12 protein-coding genes are annotated in these 21850 nt (G+C 60.2%); 6 read left to right on the top strand and 6 right to left on the bottom strand.

What is annotated here, in order from left to right; translation table 11 throughout:
- Positions 1-220 precede the first annotated feature (220 nt).
- Entirely contained in the window at positions 221-652 is a 432-nt protein-coding gene (gene rplK, locus BL8807_RS02615; protein ID WP_072723365.1) for a 50S ribosomal protein L11, read from the top strand.
- Positions 653-667: 15 nt separating this feature from the next.
- A complete protein-coding gene (rplA, locus tag BL8807_RS02610) occupies positions 668-1360 on the top strand; it encodes a 50S ribosomal protein L1 (RefSeq protein WP_072723367.1) in 693 nt (230 codons plus the stop codon).
- 375 nt (positions 1361-1735) lie between these two features.
- Here the strand turns inward: rplA and BL8807_RS12240 are convergent, their stop codons facing one another.
- Genes BL8807_RS12240 through BL8807_RS02600 form a run of 3 tightly spaced genes read right to left on the bottom strand, consistent with a single transcriptional unit; the run spans position 1736 to position 3782 of the window.
- Positions 1736-1885: a GHKL domain-containing protein gene (locus BL8807_RS12240; RefSeq protein ID WP_476727157.1), complete on the bottom strand. Its 150-nt coding sequence runs from the start codon at positions 1883-1885 to the stop codon at positions 1736-1738.
- Complete coding sequence (locus tag BL8807_RS12090; protein ID WP_193057492.1) at positions 1822-3036, bottom strand: GHKL domain-containing protein; 1215 nt, start codon at positions 3034-3036, stop codon at positions 1822-1824. Before BL8807_RS12090 ends, BL8807_RS12240 begins: the two co-directional genes overlap by 64 nt.
- A gap of 38 nt (positions 3037-3074) precedes the next feature.
- Positions 3075-3782 (bottom strand): LytR/AlgR family response regulator transcription factor, encoded by a 708-nt coding sequence (locus BL8807_RS02600; RefSeq protein ID WP_072723372.1) that lies wholly within the window; start codon positions 3780-3782, stop codon positions 3075-3077.
- A gap of 209 nt (positions 3783-3991) precedes the next feature.
- Here BL8807_RS02600 and BL8807_RS02595 point away from each other — a divergent pair, with 209 nt between their 5' ends.
- Positions 3992-6877: a glycoside hydrolase family 3 N-terminal domain-containing protein gene (locus BL8807_RS02595; protein WP_072723374.1), complete on the top strand. Its 2886-nt coding sequence runs from the start codon at positions 3992-3994 to the stop codon at positions 6875-6877.
- Between the two features lie 160 nt (positions 6878-7037).
- On the opposite strand, the gene BL8807_RS11935 is transcribed toward BL8807_RS02595, so the two are convergent.
- A complete protein-coding gene (locus tag BL8807_RS11935) occupies positions 7038-8045 on the bottom strand; it encodes a PucR family transcriptional regulator (protein WP_072723376.1) in 1008 nt (335 codons plus the stop codon).
- A gap of 292 nt (positions 8046-8337) precedes the next feature.
- On the opposite strand from BL8807_RS11935, the gene BL8807_RS02585 reads away from it, so the two are divergent.
- Positions 8338-9789: an ATP-binding protein gene (locus tag BL8807_RS02585; protein WP_226847438.1), complete on the top strand. Its 1452-nt coding sequence runs from the start codon at positions 8338-8340 to the stop codon at positions 9787-9789.
- Positions 9790-9873: 84 nt separating this feature from the next.
- On the opposite strand, the gene BL8807_RS02580 is transcribed toward BL8807_RS02585, so the two are convergent.
- Positions 9874-12012: a DUF6020 family protein gene (locus tag BL8807_RS02580; protein ID WP_370737528.1), complete on the bottom strand. Its 2139-nt coding sequence runs from the start codon at positions 12010-12012 to the stop codon at positions 9874-9876.
- A gap of 353 nt (positions 12013-12365) precedes the next feature.
- On the opposite strand from BL8807_RS02580, the gene BL8807_RS02575 reads away from it, so the two are divergent.
- Together BL8807_RS02575 and BL8807_RS02570 are read left to right on the top strand one after the other, a co-directional pair.
- Complete coding sequence (locus BL8807_RS02575) at positions 12366-20534, top strand: Spy0128 family protein (RefSeq protein ID WP_072723380.1); 8169 nt, start codon at positions 12366-12368, stop codon at positions 20532-20534.
- Positions 20535-20622: 88 nt separating this feature from the next.
- On the top strand, positions 20623-21276 hold the full coding sequence (locus tag BL8807_RS02570; protein WP_143147930.1) for an HTH domain-containing protein: 654 nt from the start codon (positions 20623-20625) through the stop codon (positions 21274-21276).
- Here BL8807_RS02570 and BL8807_RS02565 read toward each other — a convergent pair.
- Entirely contained in the window at positions 21160-21747 is a 588-nt protein-coding gene (locus BL8807_RS02565) for a biotin transporter BioY (RefSeq protein ID WP_072723381.1), read from the bottom strand. The two genes, BL8807_RS02570 and BL8807_RS02565, sit on opposite strands and share 117 nt — an antisense overlap.
- Between the last annotated feature and the right edge of the window lie 103 nt (positions 21748-21850).

Below are 21850 nucleotides of genomic sequence, written 5' to 3'. Positions count from 1 at the left end.
AGGTGAGAGCGCGGAGATGTCCACTGGAATCGGCATAATGGGAAAGCTTGTGTCTGGAGGGGAGACCCGCCATCACAGCACAGCAATATAAGTTGCGGGAGGAGACCGCCCGCGCTCTGCAAGCCCACGGCGACGAGAAACGAGTCAAGCGTCGCGCGGGAGGCTGGCAAGGCGCGAACGGCGACCGATTGCACCGCGTTATAGAAAGAAGAACCATACTATGGCTCCCAAGAAGAAAGTCTCGGCGCTGATCAAGCTCCAGATTCAGGCTGGCAAGGCCAACCCGGCCCCGCCGCTGGGTCCGGCCCTCGGCTCCCATGGCGTGAACATCATGGACTTCTGCAAGGCGTACAACGACGCCACGAAGGACAAGATGGGCCAGGTCGTGCCGGTTGAGATCACCGTCTACGAAGACCGCTCCTTCACCTTCGTCCTCAAGACCCCGCCGGCCGCGGCTCTGCTGCTCAAGGCCGCCGGTGTTGAGAAGGGCACCGAGAACCCGCTGACCCACAAGGTCGGCTCCGTCACCAAGGCCCAGGTCCGCGAGATCGCCGAGATCAAGATGCCCGACCTGTCCGCCCGCGACGTCGAGGCCGGCATGAAGATCATCGAGGGCACCGCCCGCTCGATGGGCATCACGGTCACGGACTGATAAGGAGAAGGACAGATGGTAAAGCGTTCCAAGAAGTACCGCGAAGCTGCCGAGCGCATCGATCGCAACAACCTCTACACCGCCAATGAGGCCATCGCTCTGATCAAGAGCATGCCCGCCTACAACTTCGACCAGACCGTCGAAGCGGTGTTCCGTCTGAACGTGGACCCGCGCAAGGCCGATCAGCTGGTGCGTGGCACGGTCAACCTGCCCCACGGCACCGGTAAGACCGCCAAGGTCCTCGTGTTCGCCCGCGGCCCGAAGGCCACCGAGGCCATCGAGGCCGGCGCCGACATCGTCGGCGATGACGACCTGATCACCAAGGTCGCCGGCGGCTTCCTCGACTTCGATGCCGTCGTCGCCACCCCGGACATGATGGGCAAGGTCGGCCGTCTCGGCCGCGTGCTCGGCCCCCGTGGCCTCATGCCGAACCCGAAGACCGGCACCGTGACCATGGATGTGGCCAAGGCCGTCGCCGACATCAAGGGCGGCAAGATCGAGTTCCGCGTGGACAAGAACGGCAACCTGAGCTTCCTCATCGGCAAGCTGAGCTTCGATGAGTCCGCTCTGGACGAGAACTTCAAGGCCGTGGCCGACGAAGTCAAGCGTCTCAAGCCGTCCACCGTGAAGGGCCGTTACCTGACCAAGGCGACGATCACCTCCACGATGAACCCGGGCGTTCCGGTCGATCCGAACACTCTCGCCTGAGAGCGGTTCGCGTCGCATCGATGACGTAAACCAAGACCCCGATACCCTTCCGGTGTCGGGGTCTTCGCATATCCGCGACCGCTTTCGTCGTGCTGGGCGAAGTGGGGCGTGGCCAAGGCATCTCGAGATCCCTCGACTCCGCTCGGGATGACAGGAGAAGAAGCTCTGGATGACAGGAGCAGGGAACTCGGGGTGCCGTTGATAATGGTTATTCGTCATGCTGAGCGGAGCGCAGCGAAGTCGAAGCATCTCCACCGGATGGCAGGCAACGCTGGAATGGCGGGCAACGCTAGGATGACGACAGTCCTAATGTATACAAAACTATTCCAAATTAAGAATAGTTTTGTATACGGGGTGATGGGCGCGGTGGACGGATTATTGGTTGAGGGGAATCATCACGGTGATGGTGAACATGTCTTCGTCGATATCCGTCGCCATGCTGCCGCCGTGGCGTTCCGCGGTCATGCGAATGCTGGCGAGACCGAATCCGTGCCAGTCCTTGTCCGGTTTGGTGGTCGTCGGCAGATGCTCGTCGATAAGACGGACGGGGAGGGAGCGCGGTAGTTGCTGCATCGAATCACCGCCATGCTGCCGGAACGGGTGGCTTTGAGGTCGATGACCCGCAGCCGGGAATCCAACGGTGCGACGGCCTCGAACGCGTTGTCGAGGATGTTGCCGAATATCGCATACAAATCAATGGCGTCAAGCTGGCCGAACGCCTTGCCGTCCACCAGATAATGCAATGTGACATTCTGATGTTGCGCCGAGAGCAGTTTGTCCGTGAGTATGGTATCCAAGGCGGGATTTCCGGTTTTGGCCAGCGAATCGTAATGATCCACAGCCTGCTCGATGGAATCCAACGCCTGACTGGTGGGCATGGTCGCGGAGCTGTTCCTCAACAGGTTGATTTGTTTCTTGAGATCGTGGCTTTTGACATTGATCAGGTCGATGGTGTTGCGGCTGAGTTCGTACTGCTGCTGGTTGAGGCGCAGCATGCGATCGGCTAGTTCAGCTTCATGACGCCACCGTGACTGTACTAGCAATCCAGATTGAATCACTAAGGAAAGTAGCGAGCAGAGGATTGCATAGACAAGACAGATGATGCGGGTCGCGCGATTGTCCAGCGGCAGATACATCCATTGCGCGAAGCTGATAACCATGGTGATGGCGAGTACTGTGGCCGAGACGCAGAGCAGCGCCGTGTCGCTAATTCGCTCGCCCTCATGACGGCGGAACAGCCATGAGAACAACAGTCCGAGAGGCAATGCGCTGATTGGAAATTCAGCGGACACCGCTGCGGGGTATTGGCTGAACAAATCGACGCCTAGCGCGATGTTCACTAAATAGATGATGCTTTCGGAACAGTATTGAAGCGCGTATGCGGCAACGCCTTGGAACAAGACTTCTTGCACGGAGATGTGGAAACACCAGCGTATGCCGGCCAGAGTAAGCAGAAAAACAATGACGAACCGTGACAAAGCGAGCCAGTCGGGCAGCTGGAGCATGTAAAGACCAATATTGAGAAGGAAACAAGCCACAACGGTTATCAGCGCACGAGCGACAAACAATGTCTTGCGAGGTTTCTTATACAGCAGTAGTGCCTCTACGAACAATATTTCCAAAGGGAAACTGTTGATTGCGGCGAATGATGGAGGAAGAAGGGTTTGTGGATCCATCGCATATCCTTGTTATGGCTGTCGTCGTCCAAAGAAGATCACTGCATTGCACCAAGATAAGCGGCTAAGGACTGAAGGAACTCGCGCTTGCGTGACCGACTGATTGGCAGCCGTTCATCATGGATAAGCACGTTATCGCCCTGTACGCCACTTACGTATTGCGGATTGACGAGAAAACTCTGGCTGCAGCGGAGGAATCCGTATGGAGACAGTTGTTCTTCGATGGTTCTGAGCGTGCCGTAGGAGGTGACGTTGCCTTTATTGGTATGAAAGATGATGGTGTGCCTGTTCACTTCCACATAGGCTATGGAGGATATTGAGACACGTGTGGTGCTGTTGCGCCCGCTAATGGTGAGTGAGGCTTCGGTGCGTTTGCCGATATGCGCAAGCACATGGCGCATCTTCAAAGAGAACACTTCCGGTGTCACTGGCTTGATGATGTAAGCCAGTGCATTGACGTCGTATCCGTCTGTTGCCAGGCTGGCCACTTTGGTGAGGAACACCAGCGGAACATCGGCATCCATTTGTCGTAGAAGATGAGCTGCCTGCATACCATTGCTGCCGGGCATTTCGATATCCATGAAAATCAAATCCCAGATAGGCCGGTAGCGGTCGAGGAACATATCGGCATTTGCGAATTCGCTGACCTGATATTCCATTGCGTGAGATTCGGCATATGACTGCAACACTGTCAGTAGCTGATTGCGGTCGAGCGGTGTGTCTTCGATGACGGCGATGCGCAGCATGTCCCTCCTTGCTTGTTCATGATTGTACTGTTAGTCCGCGTTTCTCGACCGTATTGCATGTTGCATTCTGTTGTTTGTTTACACCGGCGAGATATGTTGCGAATTATGCCGGATATGTTGTTGGCTCTCGTGGATGACTTGTCTTTGTTGAAATCGAGATACGGCTTTCAAAGAAGCGCCGCAATGTTTTAACAGAGAAAGGTCTCACAATGATTGGCATCAATATCAGCGATGTCATTTCGGTGTTGCAATCGGTCATGCCGCAACTGATTGCCATCGGCGTCGCAATTATATTGGCGACTATCGTCACACTGGCAGTGAATCGCAGGAGCGTTCGTAATGTTGCGGTGCGTAAGCTAGTCCACTCGCAGTCTTGGCTGATGGTGTTGGTCGCCTCGACCATAGCCGTCTGCATGATGTTGTTCGGTCCGCTGGCGACGCTGCTGAACAATGCGTCCATCACCAGATATCAACTGTCGCAAGACACTGTCGCGGACGCGAACGTTCTGGCCGAGGATGTTCAGTCGGAAGCGATCACGCTGTTGAAGAACGACGACGAGAGCCTCCCGCTTGGGGACGATGCCGTCAACGTGTTTGGTTGGGGGTCGACGAATCCGGTGTATGGAGGCACCGGATCAGGATCCATCAGCGACCAGTATGAGAAGGTCTCATTGCTGCAGGGCCTGGAGCAGGCAGGTATCGAGACCAATACGGAATTGAGCGAGCTGTATACGGATTATCGTGCCGATAGGCCGGTCTCTCAGATTTGGAGTGTGGATTGGACGTTGCCTGAAGTGCCGGCTGCCCAGTACTCCGATTCTCTGATTGAGGATGCCAAGGCTTTCTCCGACAAAGCTGTCATCGTTATCGCGCGCGTCGGTGGCGAGGGTGTCGATTTGCCGACGGATATGACCGCCGAAGGTATCACCTACACCAACAACTCCGAGGAATATGCGGATTTCGAGGCCGGTGAGCATTATTTGCAGTTGAGCCAGACCGAGCAGGACCTGATTGATCTGGTCACGTCAAACTTCGATGACGTGACGCTGATTTACAACGGCGCGAACGCCTTCCAATTTGATTTTCTCGATCAGTACCCGCAGATTCAATCCGTGCTGTGGTGTCCTCCGACAGGTCAAACCGGATTCTCTGCGTTGGGTGAAGTGCTGACGGGAGCTGTTAATCCATCAGGCAAGACTTCCGATACATTTGTGAGGAATCTCAAGCAGACGCCGACTTGGAACAACTTCGGCTCATTCTTCTACGACAATGTCGACGAATTCGTACGTACTAGCAGTTTCAGCGGTGCTGATGTGACTCCAAGCTTCGTAAATTACACGGAGGGTATCTATGTGGGTTACAAGTTCTATGAGACGGCCGCCGACGAAGGCGCGATCGACTACGACGCGGTGGTGCAGTATCCGTTCGGTTACGGTCTGAGCTACACCACCTTCTCCCAGGGGATGGGCGATGTGACCTACGCGGACGGCACGGTCTCCTTCGACGTGACCGTCACCAACACGGGCGACACCGCGGGCAAGGATGTGGTCGAGGTCTACTACAACCCGCCGTACACCAACGGCGGCATCGAGAAGACCACCGCCAACCTCGTCGAATTCGCCAAAACCGACGAGCTCGCCCCGGGCGAATCCCAGACCATCTCGATCGAGTTCGAGGACGACGACATGGCCTCCTACGACTACGAGAACGCCGAGGCGTATGTGCTCGAGGCCGGAGACTACGTGGTGTCCATCAATTCGGACTCCCACACGGTGATCGACGAGCAGACCGTCAACGTGGCCGAGACCATCACCTACGACACCGAAAGCAACACGCACGACGGCGACCAGACCGTGGCGACCAACCAGTTCGAGTACGCCGAGGGCGATCTGACCTATCTGTCCCGCGCCGACGGCTTCGCGAACTACGCCGAGGCCACCGCCGCCCCGACCAACTACAGCATGTCCGACGAGCAGAAGACCACCTTCATCAACAACGGCAACTACGATCCGGCCGATTACAACGACGATTCGGATGAGATGCCGACCACCGGTGCCGACAATGGCGTGCGTCTGGCCGACCTGACCGGCAAAGACTACGACGATCCACTGTGGGACGACCTGCTTGACCAGCTGACCTTCGACGATATGGACAACCTCATCGCCAACGCTGGCTTCGGCAATGCGGCCATCGACTCCATCGGTAAGATCCAGCTTACGGATGCAGACGGTCCTGCGGCGCTGAACAACAACTTCACCGGCGTGGGTTCCATCGGCTTCCCGTCGTCGACCGCGTTCGCCTGCACTTGGAATGTGGACTTGGCAACGCGATTCGGAGAGATGATCGCGCGTATGGCCCAGGACATGCACATCTCCGGTTGGTATGCGCCGGCCATGAATATTCACCGCAGCGCGTTTGGCGGCCGCAACTTCGAGTACTTCTCCGAGGACGCTTTGCTTTCCGGCGTGATGGCCTCCAGCGAGATTGCCGCCGTGCAGAAGGAGGGCGTGTATGCCTTTATGAAGCACTTCGCGCTCAATGACCAGGAGACGAATCGCAACAGCATGTTGTGCACCTGGTCCAACGAGCAGGCGATTCGTGAGATCTACCTCAAACCTTTCGAGATGAGCGTCAAGGACGGTGGCGCCACGGCCGCCATGAGTTCCTTTAATTACATCGGCACCACGTATGCGGGTGGATACGCTCCGCTGCTGAATACGGTGCTTCGCGATGAATGGGGATTCCGAGGCTTCGTTGAGACGGATTACTTCGGCAACTTCGATGTCTACCAGAACGCCGATCAAGCCATCCGCAACGGCAACGACGCGATGCTGTCGACGATGGACACCAGTAATCACGTGTCTGACACCTCGGCCACCTCGGTCCAGGCGATGCGCACCGCCGCCCACAACATCCTGTACACCACCGCCAACAGCTGGATGTACGCGGAAGGCGAGCCCGAAACGGTCACTCCGGTGTGGAAGACCATCACTTATGTGGCCATCGGCGTAATCGCAGTGCTGGTCGTGGGATTTGAAGTGCTGACCATCAGGCGCTATCTGTCCCGTCGTGCGGACACGGTGAGTGTCGCATAGATCGCGTAAACCAAGACCCCGATACCCTCCCGGTGTCGGGGTCTTCGCATATCCGCGACAACTTCCGTCATGCCAAGCGAAGTGGGGCCTGAAGCATCTCGAGATCCCTCGACTCCGCTCGGGATGACGAGGGAGTACTTGGGATGGCGACGGGGCGCGCTTAGTGGGCGGTATGGATGCGGCCTAGGGCGATGGCGGTGGTGAGGACGTAGGCTTCGCGGGGGTCGGTGGCGTCCCAGCCGGTGGATTCGGCGGCGCGCTTGAGGCGGTAGCGCACGGTGTTGGGGTGCACGTTGAGTTCCTTGGCCACGGTTTCCAGCGAGCCGCCGCATTGCAGGAAGGTGGATACCGTCAGCAGGGTCGGGTCGTCGGGTCCGCCCGCGGTGAGGCTGCCGTATACGGATGAGACGAGTTCGCGGCGCGCGTCTTCGTCGCCGATAAGCGCGCGTTCGGGCAGCACGTCGTCGGCGCGCATCGGGCGCGGCACATCGTGTGGGGAGACGGCGGGCGCGGCTTTGAGCGCGAACAGTACGGCGCGTACGGTGTGCATCGCGCCGGAGACGCCCTGCCGCGACGGACCGAGGCATACCGGTCGGTCGGCGGCGAAGGCCGGCAGTGTGTGCGTGCAGGTCACTTCGGGGGTGGCCGCGCCGGATTGGCGGACCAATGCGATGACCAGTCCGTCATGTTCCCCGATTAGACTGTCGCCGCCAAGCCCCGCTATGGTGCGGGTGATCGACATGCGTGCGGCTGTGGCCGCCGTGGCGACGGCGGGTCCGCTTGCGGGTATGGGTGTGGGTGTGGGCGTAGCGGCACCCTTGGCACCCTTGGTGCCCACGGCACCGGCGTACCCAGCGGAACCTGCTGCTGCGCCAGTGGTACCAGCGGATCCTGCGGAACCGGCTGCGGAACCAGCGTGCCCGCCGGCGGAGCTGGCGGCACCCTTGGCGGCACCGGCCGCCAATGCGGGGGCGACGGCGGGCGTGCCCGCGATTGCGTAACAGGTGAAGTCGCCGGACCAGCCCAGCAGGGTGAACAGCGAGGCGACGCGTTCGTCGTCAAGACCGTTGAACAGACACTCGAACGCCGTCAGCCGCACGCGTTCGTCGGCGGCATCCGGCCCGTCGGCCAACAATTCGAGGAAGTCCTTGCTCATATCCTCCAGCATAGCCGCCCAATCCTGACGGTTTCGCTATCAGTGTCGAATCCAGTGTTCAATACGACGCGGGATGTCTGAGTGATGGCTGGGGCCTGTTATGGGGGAGTCCAGCTCTAGCGCGAACTCGTCGACCGTCGATAAGTAGTGGCTGTCGGAGCGGTTATCAATTCTTAAGCTCGAAAATTGCAGATATCACATATTCTTAAGCTTGAAAATTGTAAAAAACCATGTTTCCTAATCTTGAAAATTGTAAGAAATCGCGTTTCTTAACAATGAAAATTGTAGAATAAGACAGGCGTACATGAATCCGAACGGCTGCGGAGGCGCTGTATGCTTGGATTCCGATAGACATATGGGGTGGGCGGCAATGGACTTCAAACGTAACGTGTATGACGAATTGCTCGCATGGCGAAACTCTCCTCATCGCAAGCCTTTGCTGCTTCGAGGCGCGAGACAGGTCGGCAAAACCCATATGCTGCGTACTTTGGGCGCTCAGGAGTACCAATCGCTTTCGTATGTCACCTTGTTCAACCAGGATGCCAAAGAGGCGATGGAGCAGGTCAAATCGCCTTCCATGCTGCTCGACAACATGGAGGCGTACACCGGTGTGCGCGCGGAACCCGGAAACACGCTGCTCGTTATCGATGAGGTCCAGGAAGTTCCCGCCTTGTACGAACAGATCAAAACGTTCAACGAGACGTATCCGGACATGCACCTCGCTTTGGCAGGCTCGTATCTTGGGTTGGCGATGCACAGTGGCGTGTCGTTCCCCGTGGGCAATGTGGATATCGTCACTATGACTCCGATGACCTACGCCGAGTTCCTTCGTGCCGTTGGCGACGGTATATTGGCGGACGCGCTTGAGGCGCAGAACATCGAGACGCTGACGGCCCTTACCTCGCGTTTGGAGCAACGCTTCCGTCAATATTGCGTGATCGGCGGTATGCCGGCGGTTGTCGAAGGCTTTATCGAATCGGGATATGCGCAGGCGCGGCGAATCCAAAACGTGTTGCTTTCGAATTACGACATGGATTTCTCGAAGCATCCGTCCAAAGGCGTGGATGTCGAACGTATCCGTCTGGTGTTTTCCCAGGCCATTCCTTCGCATCTGGCGCAGGAGAACAACCATAAATTCATGTTCAGCCACATAGGCAAAGGGGCGCGCGCCTCGCAGTATGAGTCGGCTGTGCAGACGATCGTCGATTCCGGCCTTGCGCTGCGTGTGCACAAGGTGAAAGTGCCGCGTAAACCGTTGCGGCTGTATGAGGATCAGTCGTCGTTCAAACTGTATATGCATGATGTGGGATTGCTGGGCGCCGCTCTTGCCGTAAGCCCGGCGGATATCGTCACCAACGATAGGGGCTTGGTCGAATATAAAGGAGTGATGGCGGAACAATTCGTCTGCCAGGAATTGGTGGCCGCCGGTTTTGCGCCGTCGTATTGGAACAACGACAGTTCCACCGCTGAAGTCGACTTTGTGTTTTCCAGCAGTCGCGGTGTGACTCCTTTGGAAGTGAAAGCCGGAGAAGGGCGCACCAAGCGTAGTTTGCAGGGATTGTGCGCCGAGTATGGGCTGCACGGGTGGCGCGCTTCCATGCGGGGGTACAAGGAGCAGGATTGGCTGACCAATATTCCTTTATGGATGGTCGGCACGATGTTCCGTCCCTCCGGCGAGGAGGATTTCGCTCCTGATGCGGGCGCGGATTTGGGAGCGATCGAGGAACCGGAGAGGACGGAGGCAATCGGCGAATAGGATAATCGTCGCCTGGTGACTACTGATGCGCCGATTGTATGACGGCCATATGGCTGGTTGTGCGCGCAGGCGGTTATGCGACGGCTAGCCGCCGACCGCGCGGCGCTCCTCTCTGGCGTCGCGCCAGAAGGTGAGGCACACGAAGCCGAACACGAAGGCGACGGGCAGCATATGGCGTTCGAAATTGTTCGCCGGCGCGGTGACCATCACGCCCATAAGCAGCAGCAGCGGGAAATGCGTGACCAGCGTGAGCCAGCGCCGCCGTATCACCTCGGCCGCGCCGATCAGCAGCGTGCACACCACGTACAAATTGCCGTGCGTGAACCAGCCCAGCACGGGGATCGCGCCCCAATCCTTGGCGAACTGCGCCACCTGGTCGCGCCAGTCGTGGTTGTAGTACTTGATCCAGGTGGAGTTCTCCTGCACGTACGCGCTGTTCACGTAATAATCCATGGACACGTACGGAGAGGCGGCCACGTCGAAGTAGCCGTAGCATTTCGCCAGGAACGCGTCGAGCGCGATCACCGGATTGTCCAGCACGATTTCAAGCCACGCCTTGTTGAATCCCTCCATATCCTCTTCGGTGACGGAGCGCCACTTGTAGCTCACCTTCTTCGACTGGATGCCGGAGGATTTGACCGGGTCGGCGTCGTTCTGCGAGTAGGCTTCGGCCATTTGGTCGAGGTTGAACACGGGGGCGAGGTTGTCTTTCGCCTCCTGTGAGATGCCGTCCGGGTTGAGTTTGGCGACGCGCGCGATCTGCTGCAGTTGGATGCCGCGGCTTTCGATCGGGTCGCCGCCGATGATCGCCCCCGAGTTGATGGCCATGGCGATGCCGCCGTGGATGATCACGGTGGGCAGCAGCAGCGCGACCACATAGGTGGCCCAGCGCCGCCGGTCGGCGATGATGGCCAGCACGATCTGCGCCGCGACGATATACCACGCGTATTTCGCGGCCACCAGCATCACGCAGGTGGAGAGGATGAACGCGACGATGGTGCGGCGCGGCAGATGCACGACGGCCCGCGCCCCCTCGCGCGCCGGGCGGTGCGTGGCGCGCAGCTCGTACCAGATGCCGAACCACCAGACGAACGCGAACGCGAACAGCGGCGACTTGGTCAGCGAAATCGTCGCGAACACGGGCAGCGGGCAGATAAGGAAGAAGATAAGGATCGCGAAGCGCGCGGGCGCGTGAGCCGCGGCCGGGGAGAGCATCACGCGCATGCCGAGTTCGGGCCTGTCGAATCGGCGCGCCTCGAACCGCGCGCCCTGCTCGGGCCGCGCATAGTCGATGGCGCAGCGTGGCGTGAACGGGAAGGCGCGGCGCGCGTTCAGCCACGGCATGTTGAGGAAGCGGTGCGCGGCGGCTGTGCAGCATCCGACGGCGAACAGCATCTGCCCCGCGGCGAGCGCGACGAGACCCGCGTCGTTCGAGCCGGTGACCGAGCGCGAGAAGGTGGCCACCGCGCCGTAGAGCAGGGTGAGCACGATATTGTGCTGGTCGGTCAGATAGGTGGGATTCTCCGGCCACATGTAGTGCGCGGTGGGGTAGATGTCCATCGGAACGAAGGAGAAGAAGCCGATGTATGGCTGTTCCAGGCCCGTCCACTGGTTCCATGCCCAGCTGAATTCGCGGATCTGCGAACGCACGTCCGCGCCGAAGGCCGCGAGCAGGGTGGTGGGCACCCACAGCCAGCCGATGAACAGGATCAGCGCGATTTTCCAGCGGCGGTCGGTGGCGCGCATGATCCAGCGGGAGCAGGTGGCCGCGGTTCGGCGCATCGTGTGGCCGAATTGGCTGTGCCGGAGAGTGGCGAGTCGTGCGGCGATGCGGGCGCGGGTCGCCGTGGGGATGAGGTGCCGCAGTCGCCGTGGGATGCGATGGCCGTTTGGGTCGGCGGGGTCGGCCGTGGTGCCGAACACCGGTTTGTGGGCGGACCATCGCACGAGCGTGACGATGATGCCGAGCGTTGCGGCGAAGGTGAGGATGAAGTACAGTCCGTTCACCCAGGTGGCGTCCGCGATCGAGCCTTCCTGCCAGTACAGCGGGCCCACCGCGGTGCATAGCGACAGCCATAGGCAGGCCGCTACCGCCAGGGCCCAGCGGGCGATGCCGCCCACCCGCGCGAGCATGGGATGGCGCGGGCCGTGCGCGCCGGCGATGCCGGCCAGGGCGGTGGCACCGGATGATGCGGCGGCTTTGGGACTGGGTTGTGAAGGCATAATGGTCGATTCTACCGTGGATGGCTTGGTTTGGTGTGGGTCATGCCGGAACGTCCATATATCGGTGCGTTGGGGAGTCGTTTGTGACGTTTTGGTGTTCAAAAATGACGATGTGTCCGTGATCGTGGCGGTACGGGGTTAAGGGGTCATACCCCCGTGTAAGATGGTCCGCAGAGTGTTTCCAGATGCATGTGGTATTAGCGCACCTGAGGAGCGCGGAAACGATCCGACAGATTGGTCGGAGAAGCAAGGAGCAAAGAAGATGTCGTTCTTTAACAGAATCCAGCAGGGGGGGGCTACCCAATTTAGCCGATAACCCCAAACACGCCTCAGCGATTCCCATGAAGGATCGTGTGAAGCAATTGTGGGCGATTGTCGCCTCGGCGGCAATGGTGCTGACCGTAGGCGTGGTGGCCGGCACCGCGGCGGCCGCCGTGACCGATGACCGTTACAAGGTCGCGGGCCTGTCGCCGGACGGCATCACGATGAATCTATTCGATTACTGGCTGACTGGGCAGAATGATCCCGACCGTCAGGTGTCGGGAGGCTACAACGTCACCATCACGGGCAACGACAGGGGTATCAATGCCGGCCATACTCTGAAGTTCAATCCGGGAACGGATAACACAGGAAGAGGCTGGAACACGTGGACCGGTACCACCAGTCCCCGTACCGGCATCGTGTCCGACACGTTGGGCAGCGACGGCTATCCCGTGCTGTCGGGCGGCACGGAGTCGCTGGCGTACCTGTTCGACGAATCGACGGTGACCGGCAAGGCGTCGTACAGTAATGTCGGAGGGCTGCTGCAGCTCGACGCTAACGGCAACTACTATTACGACAGCACGAAGAACTTCGCCTCCTACAATTCCGATACCAACAGTTTCGACCTGTACAACACGTGGGGTGTGGCCGCTGGGGGACGCAGTGATGCCGGTCAGTTCTTCCCCTTCAATTCCGCCGAGGATGTGTTCACCGAGCAGGGGAATACCATCACCCAAAGGAACGGCGTCAATTCGGTCTCACTGAATCCGTCCATCAACCATCTGTTCGGTCTGCATATGAGCGCCACGTTCGTGCAGCCCGAAGGCGGTTACGTCTCGACGGGCACGCCGATGGTGTTCAACTTCTCCGGCGATGACGACGTGTGGCTGTATATCGACAACAAGCTGGTGGGCGATCTCGGCGGCATCCACGATATGTCGACGCTGTCCATCAACTTCGCCACCGGTGCCGTGCTGGTCAACGGCTCTCAAAACACCACTCTGAAACAGCTGTTCGGTCTCGCAAACGACACATTCGCGGATGGCACCTACCACACGATGGATCTGTTCTATCTGGAACGCGGCAACACCGATTCCAACCTGCGCCTGACCACGAACCTTGTCTCCGTGCCTGAAAGCGAGATCCAGAAGGTCGATCAGGAGGGAAATCCGGTCAGCGGCGCCGAATTCGCGTTGTATGCGTCGGATGCCGACTATACCGTGGCCGACAATGCCAATCCCATCGCGACCGGTACGACGGGCACCGATGGCATGCTGACCCTTGTGGACCGCACCACCGGAGCTCCGATCAATTTCAGCGAACTGTACGACAACGGTAATGGTACGACGTATTACGTGCTGCGAGAGACGCGCACGCCAAGCGGCTTCCGAACATCGGGGGACGCCCATTTGCGATATGAGAAGCGAGAACTATCCGTAACCGGTACCTTGGCATGCGACAACACATGGGAGACCGGCGTCAACGTCGGCGCGAAGGCCATCGTGACGGCACCGGAGAGGGTGACGGATTATAACGATCAGAGCACATACAACGTCGATACGGACGGCGGATCGGTGTTCGCGGTTCTTATGGCTCGTGTGACCGGTGTGGGGGATCATGCGCCAGCACTTGGTGACGACTGGAAGGTCGTGAGCGGCAATGAGACGAGCGGGTGGACGCTGGGCGAGACCGTCGACTCTATCGACGACATTGAGCGCTTGTTAGGCACCGACGCTGTGCGTACCTTCACCAAGGGAACGGACGGCAAGTACTCGTACAGCTTCGAGGAACTGCCGGGCGACATTTCGCTTTACACCACGCAGGCGGGATCCGATCCGGACTGCAGGTTCTCTGTCGGTTACTACTATCTTGAAAACGATGGCCGCACGGTGCATCGTCTGGTGACGGACGATTTCGGCCGTAACTTCTCCACCCGACTGTATGTGACCGATATGCAGAACCGTCTGGTGGTGCAAAAGGACGACGGCCAGGGGCATTACCTCACAGGTGCCACCTTCGCACTGTATCGTGTCCGTGACACGTATGTGGATGAACCCTCCGGCGAGCGTCGCCCCACTGCCGGTGCCACTGCGGTGCTGACGAACACCACAAAGAACCTCACCCAAGAGGCGGACGGCATTGACCTGCAAGGCGGCGCTCTGTTCCCGACGGGAAATGGATCCTTGGAAGAGGGAACCTACTACCTTTTCGAAACCGAAGCTCCGGCAGGATATAAGAAGAACGACACCGCGGTGATGGTCATCGTCGACGCGAACGGCGTGCATGCCGATGCCGGCGACGCGAACGATGGCATCTCCACCACCGTGGGCGTCGGCCGCGTCGCCAAGTCGATGCTGATCTACGCCAACCCCAATGACGAGCTGGACAGCACGTTGACCGACATCTATGCCACGCGCCGTACGGGCACCTTGACCAATGGCACGTTGACTTGGACGGACTCCACGGATCAGCCCATCAAGCTGACATATGGCGAGTCCGGCAACGGACTGGACTATGGTCCGACTCCAGGACAGGAGGGCACCAATTCGGCGGGCTTCACCACCAATGAAGGATGGCTCTGGTTCACGGCGACGCAGAACAATGATACCGAAATCGCGGGGCGTCCCTCCAAGACGGATTTGGGCGACAGAAATCTCACTGCGTTGTTCTCCGGCAGCATGTTCGTGCATGTGAGCGACGAGCGTGTGCCCAGTCTCGAAGTCACCAAGACGGTGACTGCCGCAGACTCGTCGTATAAGCCGTCTGCGGACACCTCGTTCGCGTTCCAGTTCACGCTGCCTGCCTCCAGTGATAGCGACGGAAAGTACGACGCCGCCGTGTACAACGCGGCTGGTGTGCTGCAGGGCGACACTTTCCGCATCGGCAATGGCGACACGCATTCCATCAAGGACGGCGAAACCATTCGCATCTACGGACTGGCCGATGGCGCTGAGTACACCGTCACCGAGCTGACCGAAGGCGATAATGCGCGTACGGGATACACGCTGACCAGTCGACTGGTCGGTGGTAATCAATATCAGGAGGGCACTCCCGGCGCTTCCATCAGTGGCGCAATCGATCTGACCACTGACGGTACGATTTCGTCCACCAACCAGCTTGAGTTCGTGAACACCTACGAACCCGAGGCAACCACGCTGACCGACGGCGAATTCCAGGCACAAAAGCTGCTGCAGGAGGTTGACTCGGAAGGCAGTCTGGATAGTCGAGCATGGAACGGTGAGTCGTTCGATTTCATCTTGGCTGCGGAAAACGGCACTCCTATGCCCTCTGGGGCCGAAGTGGGTGCTGAGTGGACTGTGCTGTCCAAGCCGGTTACCGATGGTGAACCTTTCGGCTTTGGTGCGATTACCTACTCCCAGCCCGGCAAATACACCTATTTCATCAGTGAGGTCACTCCTGAAGCTTCGGCCCAGATAGAGGGTCTTCGTTACTCTGATGCGCTGTATCAAGTGGTGGTCACCGTTGTGGATGACGGGAACGGCGCGCTGACTCGTAGCGTGACGATGAGCCAGGTAGCTGCCGATAATGGTACGCAAGGTTCCGGCACGGTGTCGGGAGAAAACCCGACTGCCGCCATCGCGAACACCTACGGCGATTCGTCGGCTTCGCTTATCATCAATAAGCAATATAGCGATCAATCGGGCGCGAATGGTCTGACCGCAGACAAGTTCCGTTTCTCTGTGACGGCCCTTGGTGGTGTGGATAATGACGATCCTCAGCTAGATGGCGATGCTGTCAATTTTGAGAATCTCAATTACACCTACGATGCTGCCAGCACGCCGATGCCGACAGAGGGAACGTGCGAGCCGACTGCGGATTCCGCCACCTGCCAAATCAGCAACAGCGCTGCCGGAGACACGACAACGGAAATCCAGTTTGTCGACAACGACAAGGGAAAGACCTACATCTACAAGGTGACCGAGGTCGGCGGCTCGGATACGAGCACGACGAGTGGTATGACCTATGACACGAAGGTCTACTATGCCAAGGTCACCGTTACCGATAACGGCGGCACCCTTGACTCAAGTGTGGTGTATTACCTAGGCACTAGCCCTTCGCCTGGAATCTCGTTCTCCAACACCTACGAGGTGACGTCTACTACGGCCACCATCGACGGCCAGAAGACGTTGGACGGCTTCGCTCTGACGACGAACGACAATCCGTTTAAGTTCGCACTGACTGGAGCGGATGAGGCCACCCGTACGGCAATGACCGATGGCACCATCACCCGAGACGACAACGGCACTGCGGTTTCTGCCGGAGCGACGTTGACCGCTCAGGTGACCGAGGGCTACAAGGGCACGGCAGTTCCGTTCTCCTTCGACAAACTCACCTTCACCAAGGCTGGCGTCTACACGTTCAACGTGAGTGAGAACACGGACGGTCTGACCGACGGCAACGGCATGACCTACGACCGCCATACCTCGACGGTCACGGTCACGGTGGTCGACACGGATGCCTCTGGCAACCATGTCGGAGCGTTGAGGGTCGACTCCATCGTCTACAACAACTCGGCCGCCACCGTGAATACCGAGGATCGTAACGTGACCGATGCCGCCGCGTTCACCAACCGGTACCGTGCGAGCGGAACCTACACCGGCATCGACGTGACGAAGACGCTGAACGGTCACAATATGACCAGTGGCCAATTCAGCTTCACCATCACTCCCGACAGGAGCAACCCCATCGGTGATGCCGAGCTGCCGGTGACGAGTGCCGACTCCTCATTCCGCAATACGGAAGCCGTCGCTTCTAGTGAGACCACCACCATGGCGGGCAAGCTCCAGTTCAATCTGGATCAGGACAATGTGGGGAACACCTACACGTTCCGCGTGCAGGAGACGGGTACCGCGCCCAATGATGGCTATCAGTATGACGCGGAAACCGCCACAGTGTCCATCGCGGTCTTGGCCCGTGAAGACGACAAGAGCCAGCTCTACACGGTGACGACCATCACTAAGGGTGACTACATCCAGACCATCGACAGTCGTGACGCGAACGCAGACCGGCCCACGGTTCCGTTCGTGAACACCTACTCGGCGTCGTTGGACTACGATGCGCTTGGCGGCTTCCAGATCGACAAGACCTTCACCACCGGTGACACGGTCGGCTCGACGGCAAGCGACTTCACCTTCACGGTGACGCCGCAGGCCACGACGAGCACGGACCAGTCCGGCATCACGACCACGGTGACCACCGCCGAGGAAGCGGGCGCGAAGCTCGGCTTCACTGACGACCAGATCACCAACGGCAAGTCGGTGAACACCGGCGAACTGGAGCTGAACGGAAGCCAGACCGAGGCCAAGGCGACCATCAATGCCTCCTCCATCATGGGCAGCAACATCACCTTCACCGAAGCCGACGCGGGCAAGACCTACACCTACACGGTGCAGGAGAACGAGCCCACCGAAGGAAAGACCGGATACAAGTACGACAGCACGGTGTACACGGTCACCATCGGAATCGAGGACAACGGCAACGGCACGCTGACGGCCACGACGACCGTCACCAAGCCGGGCGACAACGGCACCACAACCACGGTCGCTTCGAAGTCCGTGACCACTGGTGCCACCGGTGATGATGCGGGTGCGGTCTCCGTGCCGTTCACCAACACCTATACGCCGGGGTTCGTTACACATACGCCTACGGTGACCAAGGTTCTTGCCGGCAACCGTACGACCGATCTGCAGGATGATGAATTCACGTTCGAGATGACGGTCGCGGCGCAGGATGGCTCCACCGACGGCGTCTCCTACAGTAAGGACGCCGAAGGTAACGATCTGACCACCGCCACCAACAATGCGGATGGTGCGGTTTCGTTCCCCTCGGTCACCTTTACCAAGGTGGGCACCTACACGGTGACCATCAAGGAGCAGGTGCCCGCCGAGGCCGATCCGTTCATGACGTACGACGATCACACCTACAGCTATACCGTGACCGTCACCGACGAGAACGGCACGCTGGTCGCCAACGCGGATACGCAGAACGCGACCGGCAGCCCCACCTTCACCAACACCTATCTGGAGCTGAACTACAGTGCGGCGGGCGGACTGAGGATCACCAAGACGCTCACCGGACGCGATATGACGGCAGGCCAGTTCGAGTTCACTGTGACTCCGCAGGCCGATGACGCCACGGGCACCACCGCGGCCGACGCGGCCGGCAAGCTCGACATCGCCGAGACCGGCGCGACCTACGCCAGCCAAGCCGCCGATAACGGCGACGAGTCGCTGGTGAAGAAGCTGGGCGAATCCACCACCTTCTCGCAGGCCGACGCGGGCAAGACCTACGTCTATACTGTCGCAGAAACCAAGGCGGGTGGCGAAGGCTACGACAACGACACCGCCGTGCGCACCGTGAGCATCGCCATCAGTAGTGATGCGGACAACGCCACGTTGACCGCGACCACCACGGTGAGTAAGCCCGGTGATGAGAATCAGGTGTTCACTTACACCACCGGCGACACCGGCCAGCCTGCGGCCACGGTCGACTTCGTCAACAGCTACAAAGCCACTCCGGCCACGCTGGGCGGCGAAGGAACGGTGAAGATCAACGCCACCAAGAGCCTGACGAATCGTCCGATGGAAGCCGGCGAATTCACGTTCACCGTGGTGAACACGAAGGATGCCGATACCACGGTGGTCAACGGTACCAATGACGCGGACGGCAACGTGAGCTTCGACGGCATCACCTACACCACCGAGAAGCTGGAAGCGGACGCCAAGGCGGGTCTTGCCACCCGCACCGAGGCGCCTGACGGCAGCTACGCCTACGGGTACCAGTACCTCGTCTCCGAGAACACCGACTCGCTGGCGGCGGGTGTGAACGGTGTGGCCACCAGCTTCACCGTCACCGTCACCGTGACGGACAACGGCGAGGGCGACCTTGCCATCGAGGTGGGCTACCCCGAAGGCTCCGACGGCACGCTGGCGTTCACCAACACGTATGGTGCGGATGCCAAGGCCGACCTCGCGGTCAGCGGCACGAAGGTGCTCGCGCTCGACGATCCGAGCCTGGCGCTCACGCTGGGCGACATCGACGGCAAGTACACCTTCACGCTCTCCGGATCCGAAGGCGCGCCCATGCCCGCCGAAACGACGGCCAAGAACGACGCCACGGGCAACGTGAGCTTCGGCACCATCACCTACACGATGGAGAACGTCTTCGGCGATACCGGCAGCTCCGCGGACGAGGCCGACGCCACCAGCGCCCAGCGCACCAAGACCTTCACCTACACGGTGAGCGAGTCCGGCGAGGTGGCGGGCGTGACCAACGACGCCGACACCTCCAAGACCTTCACCGTCACGGTGACGGACAACGGCGACGGCACGATCAACGTGGCCTCCGATCCGGCCCAGGGTGCGAAGTTCACCTTCACCAACACCTATGGTGTGGACGACCAGCCCAGCGCCATCACCGACCAGATCGCGGTGAACAAGACGCTGACCGGCCGTGACATGACCGAAGGCGAGTTCGGCTTCGAACTCGTCGAGGGCACGGGCGACGACGCGAAGGTCGTGGCCGAAGGCACGAACGCGGCCGACGGCACGGTGACCTTCGACAAGATCACCTACACCAAGGCCGGCGAGCACGACTACGTCATCCGCGAGGCCGCAGGCAACGCGGGCGGCGTGACGTACGACGCCACCACCTACCAGGTGCACACCACCGTCACGGACGCGAAGGACGGCACGCTGAAGGTGGCCCATACGCTGGTCAACGCCGAGCAGGCGACGTTCTCGAACACCTACACGGCCGATCCCACCAGCGTGACCATCGGTGCGGGCAAGACCCTCGAGGGACGCGACCTGGAAGACGGCGAGTTCACGTTCGAGCTGAAGGACGCCGACGGCAACGTCGTGTCCACGGCCACGAACGACGCCGACGGACGGATCGTCTTCGATCCGATCACCTACACCGAGGTCGGCGAGCACGTCTACACCATCACCGAGGTGAAGGGCGACGCCGAGGGCGTGACCTACGACGAGACCGCGCATCAGGTCGCGGTCACCGTCACGGACGACCTGCAGGGCCAGCTGGTGGCCACCGTCAGCTACGAGGGTGATGCCGCACCGGTCTTCGCCAACGCCTACGTGCCGCCGGAAACGCCCGAGCAGCCCGCCAAGCCGGAGGGTCCGATCTCGAACACGGGTTCCAGCGTGGCGCTGATCGGACTGACGGCGATGCTGCTGCTCGCCGCTGGTGGAGCGTTCTTCGCGGTCCGCAGGCGTCGCCAGTGACGGCCATGGCGGACATGACGGCGGGCTCCCGCACGGCTGATGCCGGGCGCGGGTCCGCCGTCCCACGAGACGAACGGTCTCGGCAATCATGAATAATTCGGCGGTGCGCGTATGCTACGCGCGCACCGCCGAATCAACATATCAGGGAGAGGTTATGGCCCAATCGTCGTTCACCAAGCAGGAGCGGGAGTATCTGCTAACGCTGCCCGCCGTGCTCAACGTCTCGTCGTCACGCATTCAGTACACCCAGCGGTTCCGCGATGAATTCGTGCGCCGGTACGCGAACGGCGAATCATCCACGGCGATTTTCCGCAGCGTCGGATTGGAATCGTCGTTGATCGGCGGCAAACGCATCGAACGGTGCACCGCCCGCTGGGTGCCGCAGGAATACAAGGAGATGCACCGTCTCAACCGCAAGAATCCCAAGCATGACGAAACCGCCTACGTCGTTCCTGCGATGACGAAGGCGGTGAATGAGTTGCGTCGCTCCGCGATGCTGCCCATGGCTCCGTCTCTGGCGGTCGATGAGGGAGAGGACTCGCGCGATGCCGTGATCGCACGGCAGGCCCTGCTCATCCATCAGCTGGAGCAGACCATCGTCTCGCTGATGGAGCACAACGACGGGTCAGCGGCGCATCAGACCGGCGGCGAAAGCGGCGGCGACGCACGCTTTGACGGCATCGCCGGCGATGAAGCCCGTGGAGGCGAGCGCGACGGCGAGGGGATCCACGCCGGTCAGTAGCGACTGCGCGCCGATGCCGAAGACGTAGACCACCACGACGCAGCCGATCACGGCGGCGAGCAGATATCTACCGGCGGTGAGGGCCGCCGAGATGGGGGAGTCGGTGCGGGCCTGGCCGCGCAGTAGGGCGGTGAGGATCACGCCCGGCAGGAATCCGATCAGGAAGCCGGCGCTCGGGCCGACCAGCGCCATTGTGGAGGCGCCGCCCGCGAACACGGGCAGGCCGAGCGCGCCGGCGGCCAGATAGGTGGCCACGGCGGCGCCGGCCTGCCGCCAGGGCAGCATCAGGCCGGCGAGCATGACCACGAAGGTCTGCAGGGTGATCGGCACCGGCGTGCCGGGGATGGGGACCGCGCCGGCGGCGGTGGCCATCCACAGCAGCGCGGCGAACAGCACGGGTTTCCAAGCGGCGATGAGGCCGCGGCGGGCGAATGCGAGCAGTGTGGCGAAGCGGGCCGAAGTCAGATGCATGATGGCGTCTCCTTGGGTGTTCTTGGGTTTTTTAGGGGCCTTGTTCCCGGGTTTTGGTTTCTTGGGGGCCTTGGAATCAGTCGGTTGATGTCGGATGGTGCCG

The organism is Bifidobacterium lemurum (assembly GCF_014898175.1).
GTDB lineage: Bacteria > Actinomycetota > Actinomycetes > Actinomycetales > Bifidobacteriaceae > Bifidobacterium > Bifidobacterium lemurum.
Note: the sequence above shows the minus strand (reverse complement) of the source record. Positions and strands in the feature narration are given on the sequence as shown.